A 20,604-nucleotide genomic window follows, 5' to 3' on the forward strand; every position below is an offset into this window, starting at 1 on the left:
GATGGCGCTGACTCACCGCCTGGCAACTGAAGAAGACTTGCCCGCATTGAATGCGCTGATGACCCGCGCGATCGAGCATCTGCAGGACGGCTTCCTCAGCCCCGAACAGGTCCGTGCCAGCCACAAGGTGATGGGGCTCGACACCCAGCTGGTGAAGGACCGGACCTATTTTCTGGTCGAGGAAGACGGCAAGCTGGCCGGGTGCGGCGGCTGGTCGTACCGCGCCACGCTTTATGGCGGGGACGACAGCGTCGTCGCGCGCGAGCCGGCGCGGCTGAATCCGGCCAGCGATGCGGCCAAGGTCCGCGCGATGTACACCGACCCGGCGTTCGTGCGGCGCGGGATCGGCAAGCTGGTGCTGGCGCTGTGCGAAGGCGCGGCGAAGGACGCCGGTTTTGCCCGGGTCGAGCTGATGGGCACCATGGCCGGGGTGCCGCTGTACCAGGCGGCGGGCTATGTCGGGGTGGAAGAGGTGCTCTCCGCCCCGATCGACGGAGTCCAGGTGCCGTTGCTGCGCATGGAAAAGCCGCTATAGGCCGCGCGAAAACAGGACCGATCATGCATTCCTACCCCGCCCCCGCGCTCGCCCGTGTCGAGCAGATGGTCGCCGCCGCCGCCGCCGATCCCGCCCGCGCGATCAGCTTTCAGGGTGCACCCGGCTGCAACGGCCACCGCGCCGCGCAGGAATGGGATGCGGACTGCCTGCCGCTGCCCTGCTTCAGCTTCGAAGACGCGCTCGATGCGGTCAAGGACGGACGCGCCGCGCGGGCGGTGATCCCGATCGAGAACTCGCAGCACGGGCGCGTCGCCGATATCCATTTCCTGCTACCCGAAAGCGGGCTGCACATCGTCGGTGAGCATTTCATGCCGATCCGCCACGCGCTGATGGCGCTTGGTGACGGCCCGTTCACCGCAGCCTATTCGCATCCCCAGGCGCTGGGCCAGTCGCGCCAGTTTCTGCGCCAGCGCGGGATCGTCCCGCTGGCCTATGCCGACACCGCCGGGGCCGCGGCCTTCGTGGCCGAGAGCGGGGATACGACCATCGCTGCAATCGCGCCCAGGATCGCGGCCGAGCTCTATGGCCTGAAGATCATCGCGGACAATGTCGAGGACGCCGCCGATAACATGACCCGTTTCGTCGTGCTGGCGCGCGAGGCGCTCGATCCCGCCGCGCTGGCCGGCCAGCCGGCGATGACCACCTTCGTCTTCGAGGTGAAGAATATCCCCGCCGCGCTGTACAAGGCGATGGGCGGTTTCGCCACCAACGGGGTCAACATGACCAAGCTGGAAAGCTATCAGAAGGGCGCCAGCTTTGCCGCGACAACGTTCTACGCCGACATCCTCGGCGCCCCCGGCGATCCCGCGGTCGACCGCGCGATTGAGGAACTGGCGTTTCACAGCAAGGAACTGCGCGTACTTGGCACCTATCCGCAGGAACGCGCGCGCGGTTAGGTCTTTGTTCGTCATAACCGTTACTTGCGGGGCAAGGCCTGCCGTGCGATCACATCGATCGTGATACTGACCGCCCCGGCCATTCAAGGTGCTCAAGCCGCCCAGGATGCCGCGCGTGACTGGCAGGCGGTGCACGCCGATCCGACGATCCAGTACGCCCCGCTGCCGCCGCTGCAGGTGCCGCCACAGGTCGACCCGGCCTGGCTGAAGTTCCTGCGCGGCCTGCTGGAGCCGATCGGCAGGGCGCTGGGCATGTCGTGGCCGGTGCTGCAATGGGTGCTGATAGGCCTTGCCGCGGCGCTGGTGCTCTACGCCGCGTGGCGGCTGAGCGAGCCCTGGCGTGAGCGGCTCGCCCCGGCACCGGATCCGGTCGATCCCGGCTGGACGCCTGACCGCGACGCGGCGCTGGCGCTGCTTGAAGATGCCGACCGGCTGGCGGCCGAGGGCCGCTATGACGAGGCGGCGCACCTGCTGCTGCAGCGCAGTGTTGGCCAGATCGCCAGTGCCCGGCCCGACTGGGTCCAGCGCGCCACCACCGCGCGCGAGATCGCCGCAATCCCTGCCCTGCCCGGCGCGGCGCGGCAAGCCTTTGCGGTGATCGCGGGCCGGGTCGAACGCAGCCTGTTCGCGCTGCGCAGCCTCGACCTGACCGACTGGCAGGCAGCGCGCGCCGCCTATGCCGACTTCGCCTTGCAGCAATTGCCCCACGGAACCGCGTCATGAGCGACGCTGGACGCAGCACCGGGCCGTTTTCGCCGCGCATGGCGCTGGCGCTGGTGGCCGGCGGGATCGCGCTGTTCCTGCTGGTGCTGTGGATGATCGGTTCGGGGATGAGCGAGCGCAAGGCCAACAACGGCGGCGCCCATGCCGCTGCAAAAGGCCTGACCGGCTATGCCGCCTTTGCCCAGTACATCGGCAAGCGCGGCTACCCGGTGGCCCTGGCCAAGTCCCCCGGCGCGCTGCACCAGCCGGGCACGCTGGTGCTGACCCCGCCGGCCTATACCGACACCGCAGAACTCAGCCGGATCGTCCAGCGCCATCGCAGCTTTGGCCCGACGATTGTTGTCCTGCCCAAATGGGGCGCGTTCCGCCTGCCGCGCACTCGCCCGGACGTCAAGGAAGGCTGGGTCGAGCTGGGCCAGCCGCTGGTCGCCAGCTGGAAGGGCTTCTACGACGACATCACCCTTTCGCTCGACCGCAAGCGCCCCCGCCAGATCACCAGCGGATGGGTCGGGGCGGGCCTGGCCGGGCCCATGCCGGCACCTGGCGTGATCCTCTCGGGCAGCGGGCCAAGGCTGGTTCCGTTGGTTGAGACGGCGGAGAGCGGACAGGTCCTGGCCGCCTATGTTGCCGATGGCGGCGACTATCCGGGCCTGCGCGACATGGCGACCCGTGCGGAACCCGAAGTGGACGAGGACGAGACCCACGGCGACTATCCTGTGGTGTTTATCTTCGATCCCGACCTGATCGACAACTATGGTCTGGCGAACCCGACCAATGCCCTGCTGGGCGAAAGACTCCTGGCTGCCGCGATCGAAGGCGATGACAGGCGCGTGGTCTTCGACCTGACGCTCAACGGCCTGGGCCGATCGCGCAGCTTGCTGACCCTGGCGTTCGAGCCGCCGTTCCTGGCCGCGACTCTGTGCCTGATGCTGGCCGCGCTGGTGCTGGGCTGGCGCGCCTTCAACCGCTTCGGTCCGCCCTTGCTGGGCACTCGCGCGCTGGCTTTCGGCAAGCGTGCGCTGGTTTCCAACGCCGCCGGCCTGATCCGCCGCACCCGCCGCATGCATCTGATCGGCGGGCCCTATGCCGATGCCGCGCGAGATCGGCTGACCCGCGCGCTGGCGCTGCCCGCGCGGCTGAGCGGCAGCGATGCCGAAGCCGCGATCGACCGCGCGCTGGTAACCCGCGATCCGCAATCGCCCGCTTTCTCTGCCACTGCCGCCGCGCTGCGCACCGCGCGCCGCCCGATCGACATGCTGCGCGCCGCGCGCACACTCCACCTGCTGGAAAGGACCCTGACCAAATGAGCGCTTCCCAACTGACCCTGGACGAGGTCGGCACCCTGGGCCAGGCGATCCGCGCCGAAGTGGGCAAGGCCGTGGTCGGCCAGACTGCGGTGATCGATGCCCTGCTGATCGCGCTGTTCGCGCAGGGCCACGTCCTGCTCGAAGGCCCGCCGGGCACCGCCAAGACCTTTCTGGCGCAGTGCTTTGCCACCGCCGTCGGGCTCGATTTCGGGCGGATCCAGTTCACCCCGGACCTGATGCCGGGCGACATTCTGGGATCGAACCTGTTCAATTTCCAGACCAGCCAGTTCACCCTCAGCCGCGGACCGATTTTCTGCGAACTGCTCCTGGCCGACGAAATCAACCGCACCCCGCCCAAGACCCAGGCGGCGCTGCTGGAAGCGATGCAGGAACGCCGCGTCACGCTGGACGGTACCGCCCACGCCCTGCCGGCCAATTTCCTGGTGGTGGCGACGCAGAACCCGATCGAGAGCCAGGGGGTCTATCCCTTGCCCGAAGCCCAGCTCGACCGCTTTCTGTTCAAGGTGCTGGTCGCCTATCCCAGCCTCGAGGAAGAGGCGCGGATCGTCACCACCTTCGGCCAGCGCGCCGGGCCGCAGCGCCCCGCCGACCTGGGCCTGGGCGCGGTCACCGACGCTGGGACGATCGCGGCGGCAGCCGCTGCGGTGAAGGGCGTGACCCTGGCCGACAATGTCACCGACTATGTCGTGCGGCTGATCCGCGCCACCCGCGACAGCGCCGATCTGGCTTCGGGGGCAAGCCCGCGCGCGGCGGTGCTGCTGGCCAATGCCGCCCGCGCCCGCGCCGCGCTTGACGGGCGCGACTTTGTCCTGCCCGACGATGTCAAGGCGCTCGCCGGATCGGTCCTGCGCCACCGCCTGCTGCTTTCCCCCGCGGCCGAAATCGAGGGCAAGCAGGTCGAGGCGCTGGTCGCCGACCTGGTCGAAGCCACCGAAGCGCCGCGGTAAGCACCACCGATGGCAACCACCCCCACCCGTCTGCGCGCCCGCGTGGTGCCGACGGCCCGCGCCGCGGCGCTGGTCGTTGTCGCGGCACCGGTGGCGGTGCTGATCGCCGCGCTCGCGCCCGAGGCGTGGGTGATCGCCCCGCTGATCGGCGCGGTGGTGCTGGGGCTGATCCTGCTCGACGCCGCACTGGCCGGACGCGCCACCGACCTGGCAGTGACCGCGCCGCGCGATGTCGAGGTCGGCCACGATGAAACCTTCCGCATCGCTGCCGCCTTCGCCGGGGGCCGGCGCAGCAGCGTCTCCGCCGCAGTATCCAGCGACGCGCGGTTGCTGCCCGGCGGGCGGGCCGAACGCACGCTCGACCCGCTCGATCGCAATAGCTGGCAGGGCGCGCTGGCCTATGTCCCCAGCCGCCGCGGCACCGGCACGCTGGAGCATGTCTGGCTGCGCTGGGCCGGGCCGCTCGGCCTTGGCGCGCGGCAGGTGGCGCGGACGCTCGACCAGGCGGTGCGGGTGCTGCCCAACCTCTCGCTGACCCGCTCGCCGACGTTGCAGGCCTATCTCAAGGATGCGCAGTTCGGCCTGATCGCGCGGCGGATCCGCGGCGAAGGGACGATGTTCGAGGCGCTCGCCGAATACCAGCCGGGGATGGACCGCCGCCGGATCGACTGGAAGGCCAGCGCGCGCCACGCCCACCTTTACGCCAAGGAAATGGAGGCCGAGCGCAACAACCAGATCGTCTTCGCCTTCGATTGCGGCCAGGCGATGTGCGAGCCGGTGGCAGGCATGGCGCGGATCGACCGTGCGGTTTCGGCCGCGCTGGCCACCGCCTATGTCGCGCTGAAAGGCGGGGACCGGGCGGCGCTGTTCGGCTTTGCCGCGCGGCCCGAGGTGTTCACCCCGTTCGTCGCCGATGCGCGCGATTTCCACCGATTGCAGGGCGCGGCGGCGGCGCTCGACTATCATGCCCAGGAACCCAATTTCACCCTGGCGCTGGCGACGCTGGCCGGGCGGCTGCAGCGGCGCAGCCTGATCGTGGTCTTCTCCGACTTCACCGATCCGACCAGCGCGCAGCTGATGATCGAATCGATCGGCCGGCTGACCCAGCGCCATCTGGTGCTGTTCGTGACCATGGCCGATGCCGAGCTCGATGAACTGGCGACCCGCCCGCCCGCCGACATGCAGAGCCTGGCCATGGCCGCCACCGCCGATGCCCTGCTGCGCCAGCGCGCGCTGGTGCTGTCGCGGCTGCGCCAGCTGGGGGTCGACGTGATCGAGGCGCCGCACGACAAGATCGGGATGCGGCTGATCGACAGCTACATGGCGATCAAGCGCAAGGGGGCGATTGGCTGATGGCGCTGCTCGGAATCTTCGGGGGCAAGCCCAGCGCGAGCGATGCCGCAGTCGAGGCGGCGGCGCTGCGTTCCGACCGCTTCCGGCAGGAACGCGAGGGCGACTGGATCCGGCTGGAGGACATCGTCCAGCGGATGGAAACCGGCCGCACCCGGCGCTTGTCCGACGGCGATGTGCTGGCCTTGCCGGTGCTGTATAGGACCGTCGCCTCCAGCCTGTCGGTCGCGCGCGAAACCTCGCTCGACGCGGCGACGCTCGGCTATCTCGAAACGCTGGTCCAGCGCGCCTGGTTCCAGGTCTATGGCCCGCGGGTGACGCTGTGGGGCTGGCTGCGGCGCTTCTTCGGCGGCGAATGGAGCCGTTCGGTCCGCGCGCTGTGGCCCGAAGTGCTGGCCTCGCTGGCGCTGATGGTGGCCGGGGCGGTGGTCGGCTGGCTGCTCGTCGCCGGTGACCAGGACTGGTATTTCAGCCTGGTCCCCAGCGATTTCATGGACGTGCGGGTGCCAGGTGCCAGCCGCGAGGTGCTGCGCTCCACCCTGTTCGACGGATCGAAGCAGGACGGGCTGACGGTCTTCGCCACCTTCCTGTTCAGCCACAACGCCGGCATCGCGATCATGTGCTTTGCCCTGGGCTTTGCCTTCGGGGTGCCGCCGCTGCTGCTGCTGATCCAGAACACCGCGACGCTGGGGGCGATGCTGTGGCTGTTCCACAGCCAGGGGCTGACTTACGAATTCGTCGGCTGGCTATCGATCCACGGCACCACCGAACTGCTGGCGATCCTGCTGTCGGGCGCGGCCGGGCTCCACGTCGGGCGCTCGATGGCCTTTCCCGGCCAGCGTTCGCTGCTGGAAGCCGCGGCCGAGGCCGGGCAGCGCGCCGCAGTGGTCATGGCCGGGGTGGTGCTGATGCTGATCTGCGCCGGGCTGCTCGAAGGGCTAGGCCGCCAGCTGATCGAGGTTACGCCGGTGCGCTATGCCATCGGCTATGGCATGCTGGCCTTCTGGCTGGTCTATTTATTCGCCTTCCGCCGCGCCCCGCAAGGGAGCGATGGGGCATGAGCGGCGCGGTGATCCCGCAAGGCCGGGCCAAGCGCGCCGACCGGCGCCGCACGCTGGTCACCCCCGAAGGAATCGCTCTGCAGATCGTGCTGGCCAGCCGCGGTTCGCGCTTCGGGGCATTGCTGATCGACCTGACGATCATTTTCGTCTCGATCATCGTCTCCTCGATCGTGCTCGGGCTGATCGGGGTCAAGCTGTGGGGCGGCAAGGGCGGCGATGCCGGTGCGGCGCAATTTGTGGTGATCGTGTGGCTGGTGGTGATCTGGCTGACCCGTTACGCCTATTTCCTGTTCTTCGAGCTGGGTCCGCGCGGTGCCACCCCGGGCAAGCGGATGACCGGGATCCGCATTGCTGCGCGCAGCGGCGGGCGGCTGACCGCGGAAATGGTCCTGGCCCGCAACCTGCTGCGCGACATCGAGATCTTCCTGCCGTTGCAACTGCTGATCAGCGCGCGCGGGATCGACGGCACCGACTATACCGGGCTGGCGGCGGGGCTGTGGTTCCTGCTGTTCGCGCTGCTGCCGATGTTCAACCGCGACCGGCTGCGCGCGGGCGACCTGATCGCCGGGACCTGGGTGATCGAAGCGCCCAAGCGCAAGCTGGAAGCGGCACTTTCGACCAGCGGCACCGCCTTGCGCGGGGCCAGTTCAACCACCGGCGCGGTCTACAAGTTCAGCGATGCCGAGCTGGCGGTCTATGGCGAGTACGAGCTGCAGACGCTGGAACGCGTGCTGCGCGAGGGTCGCCCCGAAGCGATGGCCGCGGTCCAGGACGCGATCTGCCGCAAGCTGGGCTGGAACCCCGGCGCGGGAGACGAGCGCGCTTTTCTGGAAGCCTATTACACCCAGCTGCGCGCGCGGCTGGAAGCCGGCATGCGGATGGGCAAGCGCAAGGCAGACAAGAATACGGGGACGGCCTGAGCCGCCCCCGGCGCGGCCTTTCGGCTTATTTCTTCCAGACCAGGGCACGCAGCAGCTGCGAGCCCATCTGGTGCCGGTACTTGGCGCGGTCGGCCGAGGCGGCCTGCATCTCCGCGTCGGTCATCTTCATCTGCGCGCGCATCAGATCGCTACGCCGCTTGCCTTCGGCGGTATCGGCAAAGTTCTTGAACCGCACGACAAGATAGAGATCGGGTTCGCCCGGGCGCTTGTCATCGTTGGAGAGGATCTCGTACCCGGTAATCCAGCCCTGGGCCTTGGCATAGTCCTGGTTGCGCCGCCACAGTCCTGACAGGTAGTTGAGGTAGTCGAGATCGTGCCCGTCATCGATCGAGATCATCGAGACCGAGACATAGTCGCCAGGCTCGACCGGATAGGCGTCGTCGGCAAATGCCGGCGTGGCACAGGCAAGCGAAAGCGACGCGGCCAGAATGGCCGCCTTGCGGAGCGTCAACATTGGTTAGTCCTCCTGTTGCAAAGCCGGTCCGGACGATCCGGAGACGGCCTGCGCCTTGCGCTGGAGACGGGCGACCCGGAAAACTTGCGTTTCCGGCAGCAAGGGGGCGGAGGCTAGCCCTGTTAACCAAAGAGTCAACCGAGTCCGTTCGCACCCTTGTCAGCGGTGCTGCTTCGCGGCAAATGCGCTGCATGGGCGGGCGCTACACCATCATCGAGGACGATCTGAGCGGCGCGGACATCGCCGCGCTGCTGCGCCTGCACATGGACGAGATGCACCAGTGGTCGCCGCCCGAAAGCGTCCATTCGCTGCCGATCGAGCGGCTGCGTGCGGCAGACGTCGCGTTTTTCGCGGCGTGGGACGGCGCGCGCCTGGCGGCCTGCGGGGCGATCAAGGACCTGGACCAGGGTCATGCCGAGCTGAAATCGATGCGCGCCCATCCCGACTATCGCGGCAAGGGTGCGGGCCGCGCGATTCTCGAGCATTTGCTGGATGTGGCCAGGGCGCGCGGGTGCCGGCAGGTCAGCCTGGAAACCGGGCGTCCAGAGGCCTTCGCCCCGGCGCGGCGGCTTTACGAAAGCTATGGGTTTGCCCCGTGCCCGCCATTTGGCAGCTATACTGACGATCCCTTTTCGATCTGCATGACGAGGATGTTATGAGCCAGGTAACCTTGCGCGCCATGACGGTTGCCGACATTCCCGCCCTGTCGCAGCTGGCGCGCGCGGCCTTCGTCGACAAGTTCGGGCACCTTTATGCGCAGAGTGACCTCGATGCGTTTCTGGACGCGGTCCTGTCCGAACACGGCATCGCCGCGGACTTTGCCGACCCGGGACAGATCTATTGCCTGGCCGAGGTTGACGGCGCGCTGGCCGGGTTCTGCAAGATCGGCCTGAAGCCGTGCCGCGCCGATCTGGCCCGGGGCACGAACACGATGGAGCTGAAGCAGCTCTACACTGCCGCCGGGGGCACCGGGCGGGGCATCGGGGCAAAGCTGATGGACTGGGCAATGGACCAGTTCGCGGCGCGCGGCGCGGACGAGGTGCAGCTGTCGGTCTACGCCGAAAACTTCGGCGCGCACCGCTTTTACGAACGCTATGGCTTCGCCAAGGTCGCCGACATCACCTTTACGGTCGGCAGCCATGTCGATCCCGAATTCCTCTTCGCGCGCCGGCTTCCCTAGTCCGCCAGCCCCGGCTATGGGCAGCGCGCAATGACTGCGCTGCGCCGCCTGCCCCCCTCAGCTGCCTTGCTGGTGCTGGCCCTGGCCGTGCTGGCGCGGCTGGCTTTGCCAAGCGGATGGATGCCGGTGGCCCATGCCGGCGAAATCAAGATCATGCTCTGTTCGGGCGCCGGGCCGGTTGCGGTGAGCCTCGACCTTGGCAAGGGCACCGCGCCGCAGACGCCGCGCGATCCCTGCCCCTATGGTGTGGCCAGTGCGGCACCGGCCGACCTGCCCCCACCGATTGCCTTGCCCGACGACCGGCACTGGCCTGAAGTCCCGGCCTTTGCCGCGCCGCACGCCGCCCGGCTGGTGGCCTGGCGCGCCACTCGTCCACCGGCCCGGGGGCCGCCGCACCGCGCTTGATCCACCGTCTCTAAATCACCCGATCAAGCGAGAACTGCAATGAAATCGATACTGAAGGGCAGCGCTGCGGCGCTGTCTCTGGCGCTGTGCGCCGCCCCCGCCCTGGCCCAGGATACTGCCGCAGACAATACCGTCATGGCGGTCGACGAAATCGTCGCCCTGGGCTTTCGCCCCGACGCCCACGGCCCGGCCGGGACGATGGCCGACCACGTCCACAAGTCCGGCGACGTGATGGTCGCGCTGTCCTGGATGCACGACAGTCATGGCGGCACCAACCGCCGCGGCACCGCGCCGATCAGCGATGCCGCGATCGTCGCCGCCGGCTACACCGCCAAGACCACGGCGATGACCATGGACATGGCCATGCTCCACGTGATGTGGGCGCCTAGCGACCGGGTCACGCTGATGCTGGTGCCCAGCTGGATGCGGATGGACATGACGATGGAAGGGATCGCCCCCGGCGTCGCGCACGGCGGTCACCACGCGCTGGCGGTGGGCGAGACGATGCGCCACACCGCGCAGGGGATCGGCGATACCCAGCTGGGCGCGCTGGTCTCGCTGTCGCGGCGACCGGCGCTGTCGCTCCACGCCGGGTTGATGGTCTCTGCCCCGACCGGTGACGCGCGCCGCAAGGACGAGGACGGCAATTACCTGCACTACATGATGCAGGGCGGATCGGGGACCTGGGACCTCAATCCCTCGCTCACCGCGCACGGCCTGGCCGGCGGAATCGGCTGGGGCGCGCAGGTCGCCTATCTGTTCCGCGCCGAGAAGAAGAACGCCGCCGGCTTCCGCTTTGGCGACCGGTTTACCGCCACCACCTGGCTGTCCGCCCCGGTCACCCCGCGGCTGTCGCTGTCGGCCCGCGCGGCGTGGAGCAGCGAAGGCAAGGTCGAAGGCCATTACAATTCCGGCCACAACCACGCCGCGCCGGCCGACCGCCAGGCCAATTACGGCGGGCAAAAGCTTGAGGCCGGGCTGGGCGCCAACGTGATGCTGGGGGATCGGCTGCGATTGGGGCTGGAGGCCAATGTGCCGGTCTATCAGGACCTGCACGGCATCCAGCTGCCCAAGCGCTGGGGTGCCAGCGCCGGGATCGGCGTGATGTTTTAAGGGACAGGCACGCGCGGGCGGGGTTTCCCCGTCCGCCGCGCTGCTCTATGGACGCGGCCATGTCCATTCGTCCCTGGCGCGATATCGCGCGTCGTCAATCGCGTCAGATCATGGTCGGCAACGTGCCCGTCGGCGGCGATGCGCCGATCACGGTCCAGACCATGACCAATACCCTGACCAGCGACGCCGCGGCGACGATCGCCCAGATCAGGCGCTGCGAAGAGGCCGGGGCGGATATCATCCGGGTGTCCTGCCCCGATGTCGAAAGCACCGCCGCGCTGGGCCAGATCGTCCGCGCCGCCACGGTGCCGATCGTCGCCGACATCCATTTCCACTACAAGCGCGCGCTCGAAGCCGCCGATGCCGGCGCCGCCTGCCTGCGTATCAACCCGGGCAATATCGGCAGCAGCGAGCGCGTCGCCGAAGTGGTCCGCGCGGCCAAGGCCAACGGCTGCGCGATTCGCATCGGGGTCAATGCCGGCAGCCTGGAAAAGGACTTGCTCGAAAAATACGGCGAGCCCTGCCCCGAGGCGCTGGTCGAGAGCGCGCTCGATCATATCAAGCTGCTCCAGGACCACGATTTCCACGAATACAAGGTGGCGGTGAAGGCCAGCGACGTGTTCCTGGCGGTGGCCGCCTACATGGGCCTGGCCGAAGCGGTCGATTGCCCGCTGCACCTGGGCATCACCGAGGCCGGCGGGCTGATCGGCGGCACCGTCAAGTCGAGCATCGGCATCGGCAACCTGCTGTGGGCCGGGATCGGCGACACCATCCGCGTCTCGCTCTCGGCCGAGCCCGAAGAGGAAGTGCGGGTCGGCTACGAAATCCTCAAGTCGCTGGGCCTGCGCACTCGCGGGGTGCGCATCGTCTCGTGCCCCAGCTGCGCGCGCCAGGGCTTCGACGTGATCCGCACCGTGCAAAAGCTGGAAGAGGCGCTGCAGCACATCCGCACCCCGATGAGCCTGTCGGTGCTGGGCTGCGTGGTCAACGGCCCGGGCGAAGCGCGCGAAACCGACATCGGCATCACCGGCGGCGGCCAGGGCAAGCACATGGTCTACCTTTCGGGCGTAACCGACCACCACGTCCAGGACGCCGAGATGATCGCCCACATCGTCAGGCTGGTCGAAGCGAAGGCGGCGGAAATCGACGCCGGCCGCTCGATCTCGATGGACGAAAGCCACGGCAAGGCGGCCTGAGTAGAGCATTTCGATTGCGGTAACTTTCGCTTGCTAGGGTTGGGCCATGCTCAACCGGCTTGTCGCCTTTGCTCTGGCCTCGATCGCGATCACTGCGCTGCTCGCGCCGCGCCTGCAGACCAGCGCGCCACCGCCGCCGGGGGCGATCACTTCCGAAGAACTGCTGCGCAGCACCGAGAAGAGCGCGAAGCCCGCTGGCAACAGCGACGTGATGGTATTGCAGCGCGACGGCAGCGGCCAGTTCCGCCTCACCGCCTCGATCGACAACGAGGATGTCAGCTTCATGGTCGATACCGGCGCCGATGTCGTCGCCCTGACCGAAGCCACCGCCGAGCGGCTGCGGATCCTGCCGGCCGAGGATGAATTCCAGCCGCTGATGAAGACCGCCTCGGGCACCGGATACGGCGCGCCAATCGTGCTCGACACGGTCGAGATCGGCGGCGAGAAGTTCCAGCAGGTCGAAGCCGTGGTGATGAAGGGTCTGGAAACCGACCTGATGGGCCAGTCGGTGCTGCGCCGCATGGGCGGGGTCGAGCTGCAGGGCGATTCGATGGTGATCCGCCCTAGCTAGGCGCACAACCTTCGGCTAGGCGGCCCCGATGGGGACCCCGCACCGCGCCGCCTTGCCACTATCGCACCTAGCCCTGGCGCTGGCAGTGACCGCCGTGTGGGGCACCAATTTCGTGGTGATCAAGCAGGCGCTCGCGCATCTGCCGCCGCTGACCCTGGCCTTGCTGCGCTTTGCCCTGGCGTTCTTCCCGCTGGCGCTGTTCTTGCCGCGCCCCAAGGTGCCGTGGCGCAACCTGGCCGGCTATGGCGTGCTGATCGGCGCGGGCCAGTTTGGCCTGCTTTTCACCGCGATGCGCGCCGATATTACTCCGGGCCTCGCCAGCCTGGTGGTCCAGGCCCAGGCCTTTTTCACCATCCTGCTGGCGATGCGGATCAGCGGCGAGAAGCTCGCCGGATACCAGCTCGCCGCGCTGCTGCTGGCGACCGCCGGGATCGCCACCATCGCGCTGCACACCGATGGCAGCGCCACCCCGCTGGGGATCGCGCTGGTGCTGCTTGCCGCACTGAGCTGGTCGGGCGGCAACATGGTCAATCGCGCGGCGGGGCCGGTCAACATGCTGGCCTATGTCGTCTGGTCGAGCCTGTTCGCGGTGCCGCCGCTGCTGGTCATGGCCCTGCTGACCGAAGGCTGGCCGGCGATGCGCGCCGGAATCGCCGCCGCCGACGCCGCGACCTGGGGCGCGGTGCTGTGGCAAGCGGTGGGCAACACCATGTTCGGTTACGGCGTGTGGGGCTGGCTGCTCGGCCGTCACCCCGCCGGGACGATCGCCCCGCTGGCGCTGCTGGTCCCGGTTTTCGGCCTGGGTTCAGCCGCGCTGATCCTGGGCGAGCCGCTGCAATGGTGGAAGATTCTTGCATTCGCGCTGGTCATGGCCGGGCTGGCGCTGGGCATTGTCTGGCCGCGCTTGCGAAAGGCTCCCGCATGACTCTGTCGATCCGTTCCGCCGCTCCCGCCGACCTGCCGCTGATCGCCGATCTGATCCGCGCTTTGGCGGACTATGAAAAGCTCGCCCACGAGGTGCGTTTCGATGACGCCGTGCTGGGTGAAAAGCTGTTCGGGAGCCGCCCCTACGCCGAAGTGCTGATCGGTGAGATCGACGGCGCGGCGCAGGGCTTCGCCTTGTTCTTTCACAACTTTTCGACCTTCGAGGGCAAGCCGGGGATCTATCTGGAGGACCTGTTCGTCCAACCCGCGGCGCGCGGATCGGGGCTGGGCAAGGCCTTGCTCGCCCGGCTCGCGGCGCTGGCGGTGGAGCGCGACTGCGCCCGGCTCGAATGGTCGGTGCTCGACTGGAACGAACCCGCGATCGGCTTCTACAAAAGCCTTGGCGCACGGCTGATGGACGAATGGACCGTGATGCGCGTGGATGGTGCATCGCTGCATCGTCTGGGCGCAGAATCACGCGTTTCTGCCGAATAGGTCTTCCGATCCGTTCAGATTCGCTTTATCCAAAGCATGCTATGAAGGGGATCATGGACCGTCGCTCGATTCTGCGTGGAACACTGGCCAGCGGCGCGCTGCTGGCGCTACCGGGTCGTGCCCTAGCGCAATCGGTAACCGACCAGTTCGACCAGGTCTTCGGCGCGGTGCCCAATCCCGCCGCGGTTGAGCCGGTGCATCCGATGCTGCCCGTGGTCGCCCCGCCCAACCCGCTGTACGACGCGAAACTGCGTGAAATTGCCAAGCGCGAGCTTGAGCGCGCCGGGCCCACGGTCTGGCGCCGCGATCTGGTCGGCATCGCCGATTTCGCCCGCCCCTCGACCCTGCCGCGGCTCCATTTCGTCCATCTTGAAAAGGGCGAAATCCGCTCGTTCTTTGTCAGTCACGGGCGCGGTTCGGATCCCGAGCATTCGGGTTTCCTGCAAACCTTTTCCAACAGCGTCGGCTCTGAGGCGACGTCGCGCGGCGCCTACCTGACCTGCGAATGGTACAAGGGCAAATACGGCACCTCGATCCGCCTCGAAGGGCTGGACCAGGACAATTCCAATGCGCATGACCGCGCGATCGTGATGCACCCAGCCGCCTATGCCGCCGACGACATGATCCAGAAGTTCGGCAAGCTTGGCCGCAGCGAAGGCTGCTTTGCCATGGGGCCCGAGCACTTCAACGAGGCGCTGTGGCATCTCTCGGGCGGGCGGCTGCTCTACGCCGACCGGATCGAGGTCTGAGTCATCGATCGGTGCGGTCAGGCCATACGGCCTGACCTTGGCAACACCGGCCCACTCCCCCGGCCCGACCACCCACAAGGTACCTTCGACGGGTGGTCGGGCCGGGGGAGTGGGCCGGTGTTGCTAGCCAATCGCGGAGGCGATTGGCGCACCAAAACTACAACGGGTTATCCAGCTTGATCACCTTTTCGCTGGTGGTGCGCTGGCCGTTCCATGCCTCGCGCGGCTTGGCGAAGCTGGCCAGGACCGGGACGTCGCGGCCATAGATGTCGGCGAACTTGCCCATCTTGCCGTCGATCCCGGTCGCCATGGTGAAATAGGTCAGATAGACCGGGAAGGTCTTGGTCATCGGCACCTTGGTGTACTTGCCCGACAGGCTGTACTGCACCGCCTGCTCAGGCGTCAGCCCTGCACCCAGGATCGCCATGGTCATGCCCAGCTCGACCGCGCGCTCGGTCCGCACGCAGCCGTGGCTATAGGCGCGGACCGGGGTGTTGAAGAGCGCCTTGGACGGCGTATCGTGAAGGTAGATCGCGTGCGGATTGGGCATGTCGATCTTCATCCGGCCCAGCGAATTGCCATCGCCCGGCTGCTGGACGACAGTGAACGTACCGTCCTTGTTCTTGGTGATCTTGTAGTTTTCGCGCGCCGCCGCCTTGGGGTTGGCCCACAGCCGCGCCCCCAGCCCCTCGCCGACAACGATCGACTGCGGCACCGTCCAGGTCGGGTTGAACACCACGTTCTGCACGGTTTCGGCCAGGTTCGGGGTCGCGGTCTTGCCCGGCTTGCCGACCACGGTGCGGTAGGAACGGATGATCGTGTTGTCGACCGTCAGGCGCAGCTGGAACTCGGGTAGGTTGGTCAGCAGGTAATACTTGCCCATCTCGCGCGGCAGCCAGCGCCAGCGATCAAGGTTGATCTGGATCAGCTTGCGCGCCTTGTCGGCCTTGGGCGTGGCCACATAGAGCGCCTTCAGTGCGACGTAGTCAGGGTGGGTCGGTGCCAGTGCGGCAATCGTGCCGGCGATGTCGTGGTTGGCCAGGGCGGCGGCCATCACGCCGGAAATGCTGCTTTTTTCGACGTCCTTGTCAACGACGTACCACTGCAGGCGCGATTGCATCCGGGTGCGGCCATCGCGCATGTCCTCGGCCAGCCAGGCAAAGGACTTGCTGGCCTGAGCATCGAGCGCGGCGCCGGGGCCGGCGGCAATCGCGGCGCGCAGCTTGGCCGGTTCGTAGTCTGCCGGGATCAGACCGTCGGCGTCGACCTTCTCGATCACCGCCAGCAGGGCCTGGGCATCGGCGACGGGCCAGGCCATGACCGGCTCGTCGACCGGCAGGACGGTGGGCATGGCCGGCGGTGTCGGCACCGGCGCGGCGACAGGCGCTGGCTGGATCTGCGGCGCGGGCGTTGCCGTGGCGGCCGGAGTCGGCTGCGCGGTCGGCGCGGGCAGGATACTGACCGGCTGACCAGTGGCCGGCTTTTGCGCAGGCGGGGTGGCGGGCTGGGCGGCATTCTGGGCGGCGGAGGCCGTCCCGGGCAGGCACACCGCACCCAGCGCGGCCAGGCCCACACCAAAGCCAAGACCCGTTTTACCCCGATGCACCATGTTCGACTCCGCTGGAAATAGATCGGCGCGCGCAAGGGCGCGCGCCTGCGAGCCTAATGCCCGCAATCAAACGCCCCTTCAAGCATGGCGGCTTGCCGCAAGCTGAATTTGCGGCACAAGGAGTGGGACGGCGATTCAAGCCGCTAGCGAAAGGGTACGTGGCGAATGCAGATCGGTTTCATCGGACTGGGGCGGATGGGCGGCAACATGGTCCGGCGGCTCAGCAAGGGCGGGCACCAGTGCCATGTCTACTCGAACAAGCCCGAGGAAGGCACGGCGCTGGCCGCCGAAACCGGTGCGATTGCCGCGGCCAACCTGGGTAAACTGGTTGCCGGTCTGACTGCGCCGCGCACCGTCTGGCTGATGGTTCCTGCCGGCAAGATTACGCAGGGCGTTATCGACGAATTGTCCGGTCTGCTGAGCGCGGGCGACACGATCATCGACGGCGGCAATTCGAACTACCGCGACAGCGTGGCCCGCGCCGCCACGCTGGCCGAAAAGGGCCTGCACTTCCTCGACTGCGGCACCTCGGGCGGGCTGTTTGGACTGGAGCGCGGCTATTCGCTGATGATCGGCGGGGACGATGCCGGGGTCGCGGCAGCGCGCCCGGTATTCGAGACGCTGGCCCCCGGGGTAGAGGCAGCGCCGCGCCTACCGGTCAAGGACGGCGGGCCCTTGCAACCGGGCGAGGCGGGCTGGCTGCACTGCGGCAAGCCCGGGGCCGGGCACTACGTCAAGATGGTCCACAACGGCATCGAATACGGGATCATGCAGGCCTTCGCCGAAGGCTTCGCGCTGTTCGCCAGCGCCAACGATCCGGTCGTGCCGAAAGAACGCTCCTACAGCTTCGATCTGCCTGCGATAGCCGAGGTCTGGCGGCGCGGCAGCGTCGTCTCGTCGTGGTTGCTCGACCTCGGCGCGGAAGCGTTGGCCGGAGGCAAGGGCCTGGCCGACTACAGCCCGCGCGTCGCCGATTCGGGCGAAGGGCGCTGGACGCTCAATGCCGCGATCGAGCAGGGCGTGGCCACCCCGGTGATCGCCGACGCGCTGTTCGCGCGCTTTACCAGCCACGATGATCTGGGTACCGCCAACCGCTTCCTATCGGCGCTGCGCAACAAGTTCGGCGGCCACGACGGGGTGCCGGTGAAGACTGGCTGACGTGGCGATGGGGGTACCACAGTTCGATTTCCGCACACCGCCGGGCGAAGCGGCACTGTGCGCGCCCGATTCGATCAGTTGGCGGGTGTTCAAGAACCCGATCGCGCTGGCGGTCGGGGGGGTTGCGGCGGTGCTGCTGGAATTTGCCGACCCCAGGGTTCGCGACGGGGTCTGGCACCATTCAACCTTCCCGACCGACCCGCTGGCGCGGATGCGGCGCACCGGCATGGCCGCGATGGCGACGATCTATGGCGCGCAAAGCCGGGCTGCCGCGCTGATCGCCGATGTCGGGCGAATGCACGCGCGGGTCGCCGGAACGACGAGCGAGGGCAGCCCGTACAAGGCGCTTGACCGCGAACTGCTCGACTGGGTCCAGGCCACCGCGACCTTCGGGTTCACTCTGGGCTATGCCACCTTCTGCGCCGATCTGAGCACCGCCGACATCGACCGCGCCTTTGCCGAGGCGCGGGCGCCGGGGCGGCTCTATGGCGCAATTGGCGCGCCGCACGACCTGGCTGGGTTCACCGCGATGAAGGACCGGCTGCTGCCCGGCTTTCGGCCCTCTCCCATCGTGTTCGAATTCCTGGATATCATGGACCGGGTCAAGGCGCTGCCAGCGCCCTTGCGACCGTTGCAGCGCGCCGCGGTGCGCGGCGGAATCGCGATCCTGCCTCCCGACGTGCGCGCAGTACTTGAACTGGGCCCCGAATGGGACCTGACCCCCGGCCAGCGCCGCGCCTTGCGCTGGGCAGGGCGCGCCGCGGAAATGGTCGTCATCCCCGGCAGTCCGGCAGCCCAGGCAGCGCAGCGGCTGGGACTGCCGCGCGGGACGGCCTGGAAGGCGGCCTAGCGGTATCCGGTCGGATTGTCACGCCACCACGGCGTTGCAGGCATATCGGCCGAAACGGTCAGCGGGAAATCCGGTGTGCGCTTTTCAAGGAATGCCGCCACGCCTTCGCGGACGTCGGCCTGCTGGCCGAGCGCAATGTTGAGCGGGGCGTCGACCGCCAGGGCCCCACGCGGGCTGTCCTCGGCCGAAAGCTGCCACAGCATCCGCCGGGTCAGCGCCAAGGCGACGGGCGAGCAGTTGGCGGCTATTTCCAACGCCAGTTCGCGCGCCCGGCTTTCCACCTGATCGGCCGGAACCGTCTCGCTGACCAGTCCGGCGGCGAGGGCTTCGGCAGCGGGGACCAGCGCCCCGGTCAGGCACCACTTGAGCGCGGTCGCAAGGCCAACCAGGCGCGGAAGGAACCAGGCCGACCCGGCTTCCGGCACCAGCCCGCGGCGTACGAAGACGCAGCCGAACTTCGCGTGATCGGCAGCGATGCGGATGTCGCAAGGCAGGGTCAGGGTCAGGCCGACCCCCGCGGCCGAGCCGTTGAAGGCGACGATCGAAGGCTTGCGGCAGTTCATCATCGCGGCGATGAAATCGCTCCGCCGCCCGCCGCTGCCACCGCCGAAGTTCTTCGCGCCCGCGCCGCTGGCGGTATCGAAGGCCCCCGCCCCGGCGGACACGTCGGCGCCGGCGCAGAACACCTTGCCCAAGGCGGTCAACACCACCACGCGTACGCTGTCGTCGCCGTCGGCGTGGTCGAAAGCGGCGGCCAGCTCCGCGCCCATCGTCGCGGTATAGGCGTTCATCGCCTCGGGCCGGTCGATCCGCACCCACAGGATCGGACCGTCCTGCTCAAGTCGGATCTGGGTCGTGGCGGGCAGTGCGCTCACAGCGGCGCGATCTTCACCGGCATTGCGGTGAAGCCGTGGAGGAACGGGCTGGCCAGCCGGGTCGGCGCGCCTTGTGGGATCACGCGGATGTTGCGCCTGACGATCTCGCCGATCAGCGTCGCCAGCTGGTCTTCGGCCAGCTTGGCCCCGACGCAGCGGTGGATGCCGTGGCCGAAGCCGAGGTGGCGGCGCGCATTGGCGCGGCCGACGTCGAACTTCTCCGCATCGGGAAAGACCGCTTCGTCGCGGTTGGCGCTGATATACCACATGACGATCTTCTCGCCCTTGCGGATGGTCTGCCCGGCGAGCCGTGTATCTTCCAGCGCGGTGCGGCGCATGTGGGTGACCGGGCTCTGCCAGCGGATGATTTCCTGCGCGGCATTGGGGATCAGCGAAGGATCGGCGCGGAGCCGTTCGAGCTGATCGGGGTAGGTGTCGAAGGCCTCGACAAGCGCCGACATCGAATTGCGGGTGGTGTCGTTGCCGCCGACGATCAGCAGCGCAATGTTGGCGATCCGCTCCATCGGCTCCATGTGACCCATCGCCTCGGAGTGAACCATCCGGCTGAGCAGATCGTCAGTGGGCGGCTTGCCGCGGCGATCCTCCAGTTCGCGGTCGAAACGGGCCAGCATCTCGCCCATCTGGGCCAGAAACTGGGCGCGGTATTCCTCGTTGAGATTGTCCGCCGAAACCCCGCTGGCCCAGTCCGACCAGCGCTTGATGTCGCGCCATTCCTCGAACGGCATGTCGAACAGGATGCACAGCATCCCCAGCGTCTGCGGGATCGAGACGCGTTCGACCCAGTCGAAGGTCTCGCCCACCGGCAGGCCGTCCATCAGCTCCTTGGTGCGCGCCTTGACCGCCTTGTCCAGCTTCATCATCTGGCTGGGCGAAAAGGCCGGGGCAATCACCCGGCGCTGGGCGGTGTGGATCGGCTGGTCCTGGGCGATGAAGTTGGGAAAGCCCTCGCCATTGACCGCCTCGGCGATGGTGATGTTGCCCATGTCCCAGCGCGACGAGAACACGTCGTGGCGCAGCTCGACTTCAGCTACGAGATCGTGCGTCACCGCCGACCAATAAGGCCCGAACGGGCTATCCGGACAGTACGACAGCGGCATCTCCGCGCGCAGCCGGGCAAAGGGTTCGCGCCAGGTGTCTTCGACATAGAGCGCGTCCTGGCTGACGTCGAAGGTGTTGATCGGACGATCGGCAAGCGTGGCCAT

23 protein-coding genes are annotated in these 20,604 nt (G+C 68.0%); 19 read left to right on the plus strand and 4 right to left on the minus strand.

Going from position 1 to position 20,604, the window contains the following annotated elements; all coding sequences use genetic code 11:
- The first annotated feature begins 1 nt into the window (after nucleotide 1).
- The 8 genes from ACFFF7_RS05330 to ACFFF7_RS05365 are packed head-to-tail and all read left to right on the plus strand — an operon-like array spanning nucleotide 2 to nucleotide 7,781.
- Nucleotides 2–535, plus strand: a complete 534-nt coding sequence (locus ACFFF7_RS05330) for a GNAT family N-acetyltransferase (protein WP_379480318.1) — start codon at nucleotides 2–4, stop codon at nucleotides 533–535.
- Between the two features lie 23 nt (nucleotides 536–558).
- Nucleotides 559–1,452 carry a prephenate dehydratase gene (locus ACFFF7_RS05335; protein ID WP_379480319.1) on the plus strand — a complete coding sequence of 298 codons (894 nt, stop codon included), beginning with the start codon at nucleotides 559–561 and terminating at the stop codon, nucleotides 1,450–1,452.
- A gap of 60 nt (nucleotides 1,453–1,512) precedes the next feature.
- Nucleotides 1,513–2,175, plus strand: coding sequence for a hypothetical protein (locus ACFFF7_RS05340; protein WP_379480320.1), 663 nt, complete (start codon nucleotides 1,513–1,515; stop codon nucleotides 2,173–2,175).
- Nucleotides 2,172–3,482 (plus strand): DUF4350 domain-containing protein, encoded by a 1,311-nt coding sequence (locus ACFFF7_RS05345; protein WP_379480321.1) that lies wholly within the window; start codon nucleotides 2,172–2,174, stop codon nucleotides 3,480–3,482. Before ACFFF7_RS05340 ends, ACFFF7_RS05345 begins: the two co-directional genes overlap by 4 nt.
- The gene (locus ACFFF7_RS05350; protein WP_379480322.1) at nucleotides 3,479–4,450 is read left to right on the plus strand and encodes an AAA family ATPase; all 972 of its coding nucleotides are present in this window, start codon (nucleotides 3,479–3,481) and stop codon (nucleotides 4,448–4,450) included. The genes ACFFF7_RS05345 and ACFFF7_RS05350 overlap by 4 nt, the downstream gene beginning before the upstream one ends.
- Nucleotides 4,451–4,459: 9 nt before the next feature.
- Nucleotides 4,460–5,803, plus strand: a complete 1,344-nt coding sequence (locus tag ACFFF7_RS05355; protein ID WP_379480323.1) for a DUF58 domain-containing protein — start codon at nucleotides 4,460–4,462, stop codon at nucleotides 5,801–5,803.
- Nucleotides 5,803–6,861: a stage II sporulation protein M gene (locus ACFFF7_RS05360; RefSeq protein WP_379480324.1), complete on the plus strand. Its 1,059-nt coding sequence runs from the start codon at nucleotides 5,803–5,805 to the stop codon at nucleotides 6,859–6,861. The genes ACFFF7_RS05355 and ACFFF7_RS05360 overlap by 1 nt, the downstream gene beginning before the upstream one ends.
- On the plus strand, nucleotides 6,858–7,781 hold the full coding sequence (locus tag ACFFF7_RS05365) for an RDD family protein (RefSeq protein ID WP_379480325.1): 924 nt from the start codon (nucleotides 6,858–6,860) through the stop codon (nucleotides 7,779–7,781). Before ACFFF7_RS05360 ends, ACFFF7_RS05365 begins: the two co-directional genes overlap by 4 nt.
- 25 nt (nucleotides 7,782–7,806) lie before the next feature.
- Here the strand turns inward: ACFFF7_RS05365 and ACFFF7_RS05370 are convergent, their stop codons facing one another.
- Nucleotides 7,807–8,256 carry a hypothetical protein gene (locus tag ACFFF7_RS05370; protein WP_379480326.1) on the minus strand — a complete coding sequence of 150 codons (450 nt, stop codon included), beginning with the start codon at nucleotides 8,254–8,256 and terminating at the stop codon, nucleotides 7,807–7,809.
- A gap of 191 nt (nucleotides 8,257–8,447) precedes the next feature.
- Here ACFFF7_RS05370 and ACFFF7_RS05375 point away from each other — a divergent pair, with 191 nt between their 5' ends.
- The 9 genes from ACFFF7_RS05375 to ACFFF7_RS05415 are packed head-to-tail and all read left to right on the plus strand — an operon-like array spanning nucleotide 8,448 to nucleotide 14,889.
- Complete coding sequence (locus ACFFF7_RS05375; RefSeq protein ID WP_379480327.1) at nucleotides 8,448–8,915, plus strand: GNAT family N-acetyltransferase; 468 nt, start codon at nucleotides 8,448–8,450, stop codon at nucleotides 8,913–8,915.
- Complete coding sequence (locus ACFFF7_RS05380; protein ID WP_379480328.1) at nucleotides 8,912–9,436, plus strand: GNAT family N-acetyltransferase; 525 nt, start codon at nucleotides 8,912–8,914, stop codon at nucleotides 9,434–9,436. The genes ACFFF7_RS05375 and ACFFF7_RS05380 overlap by 4 nt, the downstream gene beginning before the upstream one ends.
- A 30-nt stretch (nucleotides 9,437–9,466) precedes the next feature.
- Entirely contained in the window at nucleotides 9,467–9,841 is a 375-nt protein-coding gene (locus ACFFF7_RS05385) for a hypothetical protein (protein ID WP_379480329.1), read from the plus strand.
- 39 nt (nucleotides 9,842–9,880) lie between these two features.
- Nucleotides 9,881–10,954 (plus strand): transporter family protein, encoded by a 1,074-nt coding sequence (locus ACFFF7_RS05390; RefSeq protein ID WP_379480330.1) that lies wholly within the window; start codon nucleotides 9,881–9,883, stop codon nucleotides 10,952–10,954.
- Between the two features lie 59 nt (nucleotides 10,955–11,013).
- Nucleotides 11,014–12,150: a flavodoxin-dependent (E)-4-hydroxy-3-methylbut-2-enyl-diphosphate synthase gene (gene ispG / locus ACFFF7_RS05395; RefSeq protein WP_379480331.1), complete on the plus strand. Its 1,137-nt coding sequence runs from the start codon at nucleotides 11,014–11,016 to the stop codon at nucleotides 12,148–12,150.
- A gap of 46 nt (nucleotides 12,151–12,196) precedes the next feature.
- Nucleotides 12,197–12,721, plus strand: a complete 525-nt coding sequence (locus ACFFF7_RS05400; RefSeq protein WP_379480332.1) for a retropepsin-like aspartic protease family protein — start codon at nucleotides 12,197–12,199, stop codon at nucleotides 12,719–12,721.
- A 28-nt stretch (nucleotides 12,722–12,749) separates the two neighbouring features.
- Complete coding sequence (locus ACFFF7_RS05405) at nucleotides 12,750–13,646, plus strand: EamA family transporter (protein ID WP_379480333.1); 897 nt, start codon at nucleotides 12,750–12,752, stop codon at nucleotides 13,644–13,646.
- On the plus strand, nucleotides 13,643–14,140 hold the full coding sequence (locus ACFFF7_RS05410; protein WP_379480334.1) for a GNAT family N-acetyltransferase: 498 nt from the start codon (nucleotides 13,643–13,645) through the stop codon (nucleotides 14,138–14,140). Before ACFFF7_RS05405 ends, ACFFF7_RS05410 begins: the two co-directional genes overlap by 4 nt.
- Nucleotides 14,141–14,193: 53 nt before the next feature.
- Nucleotides 14,194–14,889 carry a murein L,D-transpeptidase catalytic domain-containing protein gene (locus ACFFF7_RS05415; RefSeq protein ID WP_379480335.1) on the plus strand — a complete coding sequence of 232 codons (696 nt, stop codon included), beginning with the start codon at nucleotides 14,194–14,196 and terminating at the stop codon, nucleotides 14,887–14,889.
- 157 nt (nucleotides 14,890–15,046) lie between these two features.
- Here ACFFF7_RS05415 and ACFFF7_RS05420 read toward each other — a convergent pair whose 3' ends face one another.
- Nucleotides 15,047–16,498, minus strand: a complete 1,452-nt coding sequence (locus ACFFF7_RS05420; RefSeq protein WP_379480336.1) for a L,D-transpeptidase family protein — start codon at nucleotides 16,496–16,498, stop codon at nucleotides 15,047–15,049.
- A 165-nt stretch (nucleotides 16,499–16,663) separates the two neighbouring features.
- On the opposite strand from ACFFF7_RS05420, the gene gnd reads away from it, so the two are divergent.
- Together gnd and ACFFF7_RS05430 are read left to right on the plus strand one after the other, a co-directional pair.
- Nucleotides 16,664–17,656 carry a phosphogluconate dehydrogenase (NAD(+)-dependent, decarboxylating) gene (gene gnd, locus ACFFF7_RS05425; RefSeq protein WP_379480337.1) on the plus strand — a complete coding sequence of 331 codons (993 nt, stop codon included), beginning with the start codon at nucleotides 16,664–16,666 and terminating at the stop codon, nucleotides 17,654–17,656.
- 7 nt (nucleotides 17,657–17,663) lie between these two features.
- Entirely contained in the window at nucleotides 17,664–18,506 is an 843-nt protein-coding gene (locus ACFFF7_RS05430; RefSeq protein WP_379480468.1) for an oxygenase MpaB family protein, read from the plus strand.
- Here the strand turns inward: ACFFF7_RS05430 and ACFFF7_RS05435 are convergent.
- Together ACFFF7_RS05435 and ACFFF7_RS05440 are read right to left on the minus strand one after the other, a co-directional pair.
- The gene (locus ACFFF7_RS05435; protein ID WP_379480338.1) at nucleotides 18,503–19,381 is read right to left on the minus strand and encodes an enoyl-CoA hydratase-related protein; all 879 of its coding nucleotides are present in this window, start codon (nucleotides 19,379–19,381) and stop codon (nucleotides 18,503–18,505) included. The genes ACFFF7_RS05430 and ACFFF7_RS05435 overlap by 4 nt on opposite strands.
- A complete protein-coding gene (locus ACFFF7_RS05440; RefSeq protein ID WP_379480339.1) occupies nucleotides 19,378–20,604 on the minus strand; it encodes a cytochrome P450 in 1,227 nt (408 codons plus the stop codon). The genes ACFFF7_RS05435 and ACFFF7_RS05440 overlap by 4 nt, the downstream gene beginning before the upstream one ends.

Source organism: Novosphingobium aquiterrae, from assembly GCF_042434435.1.
In the GTDB taxonomy this organism is placed as follows: Bacteria; Pseudomonadota; Alphaproteobacteria; order Sphingomonadales; family Sphingomonadaceae; genus Novosphingobium; species Novosphingobium aquiterrae.

Bases quoted from the DNA above. Each gene is read 5' to 3' on its own strand.
- ACFFF7_RS05330 (WP_379480318.1), top strand. From the start codon at position 2: ATGGCGCTGACTCACCGCCTGGCAACTGAAGAAGACTTGCCCGCATTG.
- ACFFF7_RS05335 (WP_379480319.1), top strand. From the start codon at position 559: ATGCATTCCTACCCCGCCCCCGCGCTCGCCCGTGTCGAGCAGATGGTC.
- ACFFF7_RS05345 (WP_379480321.1), top strand. From the start codon at position 2,172: ATGAGCGACGCTGGACGCAGCACCGGGCCGTTTTCGCCGCGCATGGCG.
- ACFFF7_RS05350 (WP_379480322.1), top strand. From the start codon at position 3,479: ATGAGCGCTTCCCAACTGACCCTGGACGAGGTCGGCACCCTGGGCCAG.
- ACFFF7_RS05355 (WP_379480323.1), top strand. From the start codon at position 4,460: ATGGCAACCACCCCCACCCGTCTGCGCGCCCGCGTGGTGCCGACGGCC.
- ACFFF7_RS05360 (WP_379480324.1), top strand. From the start codon at position 5,803: ATGGCGCTGCTCGGAATCTTCGGGGGCAAGCCCAGCGCGAGCGATGCC.
- ACFFF7_RS05365 (WP_379480325.1), top strand. From the start codon at position 6,858: ATGAGCGGCGCGGTGATCCCGCAAGGCCGGGCCAAGCGCGCCGACCGG.
- ACFFF7_RS05370 (WP_379480326.1), bottom strand. From the start codon at position 8,256: ATGTTGACGCTCCGCAAGGCGGCCATTCTGGCCGCGTCGCTTTCGCTT.
- ACFFF7_RS05375 (WP_379480327.1), top strand. From the start codon at position 8,448: ATGGGCGGGCGCTACACCATCATCGAGGACGATCTGAGCGGCGCGGAC.
- ACFFF7_RS05380 (WP_379480328.1), top strand. From the start codon at position 8,912: ATGAGCCAGGTAACCTTGCGCGCCATGACGGTTGCCGACATTCCCGCC.
- ACFFF7_RS05385 (WP_379480329.1), top strand. From the start codon at position 9,467: ATGACTGCGCTGCGCCGCCTGCCCCCCTCAGCTGCCTTGCTGGTGCTG.
- ACFFF7_RS05390 (WP_379480330.1), top strand. From the start codon at position 9,881: ATGAAATCGATACTGAAGGGCAGCGCTGCGGCGCTGTCTCTGGCGCTG.
- ispG (WP_379480331.1), top strand. From the start codon at position 11,014: ATGTCCATTCGTCCCTGGCGCGATATCGCGCGTCGTCAATCGCGTCAG.
- ACFFF7_RS05400 (WP_379480332.1), top strand. From the start codon at position 12,197: ATGCTCAACCGGCTTGTCGCCTTTGCTCTGGCCTCGATCGCGATCACT.
- ACFFF7_RS05405 (WP_379480333.1), top strand. From the start codon at position 12,750: ATGGGGACCCCGCACCGCGCCGCCTTGCCACTATCGCACCTAGCCCTG.
- ACFFF7_RS05410 (WP_379480334.1), top strand. From the start codon at position 13,643: ATGACTCTGTCGATCCGTTCCGCCGCTCCCGCCGACCTGCCGCTGATC.
- ACFFF7_RS05415 (WP_379480335.1), top strand. From the start codon at position 14,194: ATGGACCGTCGCTCGATTCTGCGTGGAACACTGGCCAGCGGCGCGCTG.
- ACFFF7_RS05420 (WP_379480336.1), bottom strand. From the start codon at position 16,498: ATGGTGCATCGGGGTAAAACGGGTCTTGGCTTTGGTGTGGGCCTGGCC.
- gnd (WP_379480337.1), top strand. From the start codon at position 16,664: ATGCAGATCGGTTTCATCGGACTGGGGCGGATGGGCGGCAACATGGTC.
- ACFFF7_RS05430 (WP_379480468.1), top strand. From the start codon at position 17,664: ATGGGGGTACCACAGTTCGATTTCCGCACACCGCCGGGCGAAGCGGCA.
- ACFFF7_RS05440 (WP_379480339.1), bottom strand. From the start codon at position 20,604: ATGGCCACGCTTGCCGATCGTCCGATCAACACCTTCGACGTCAGCCAG.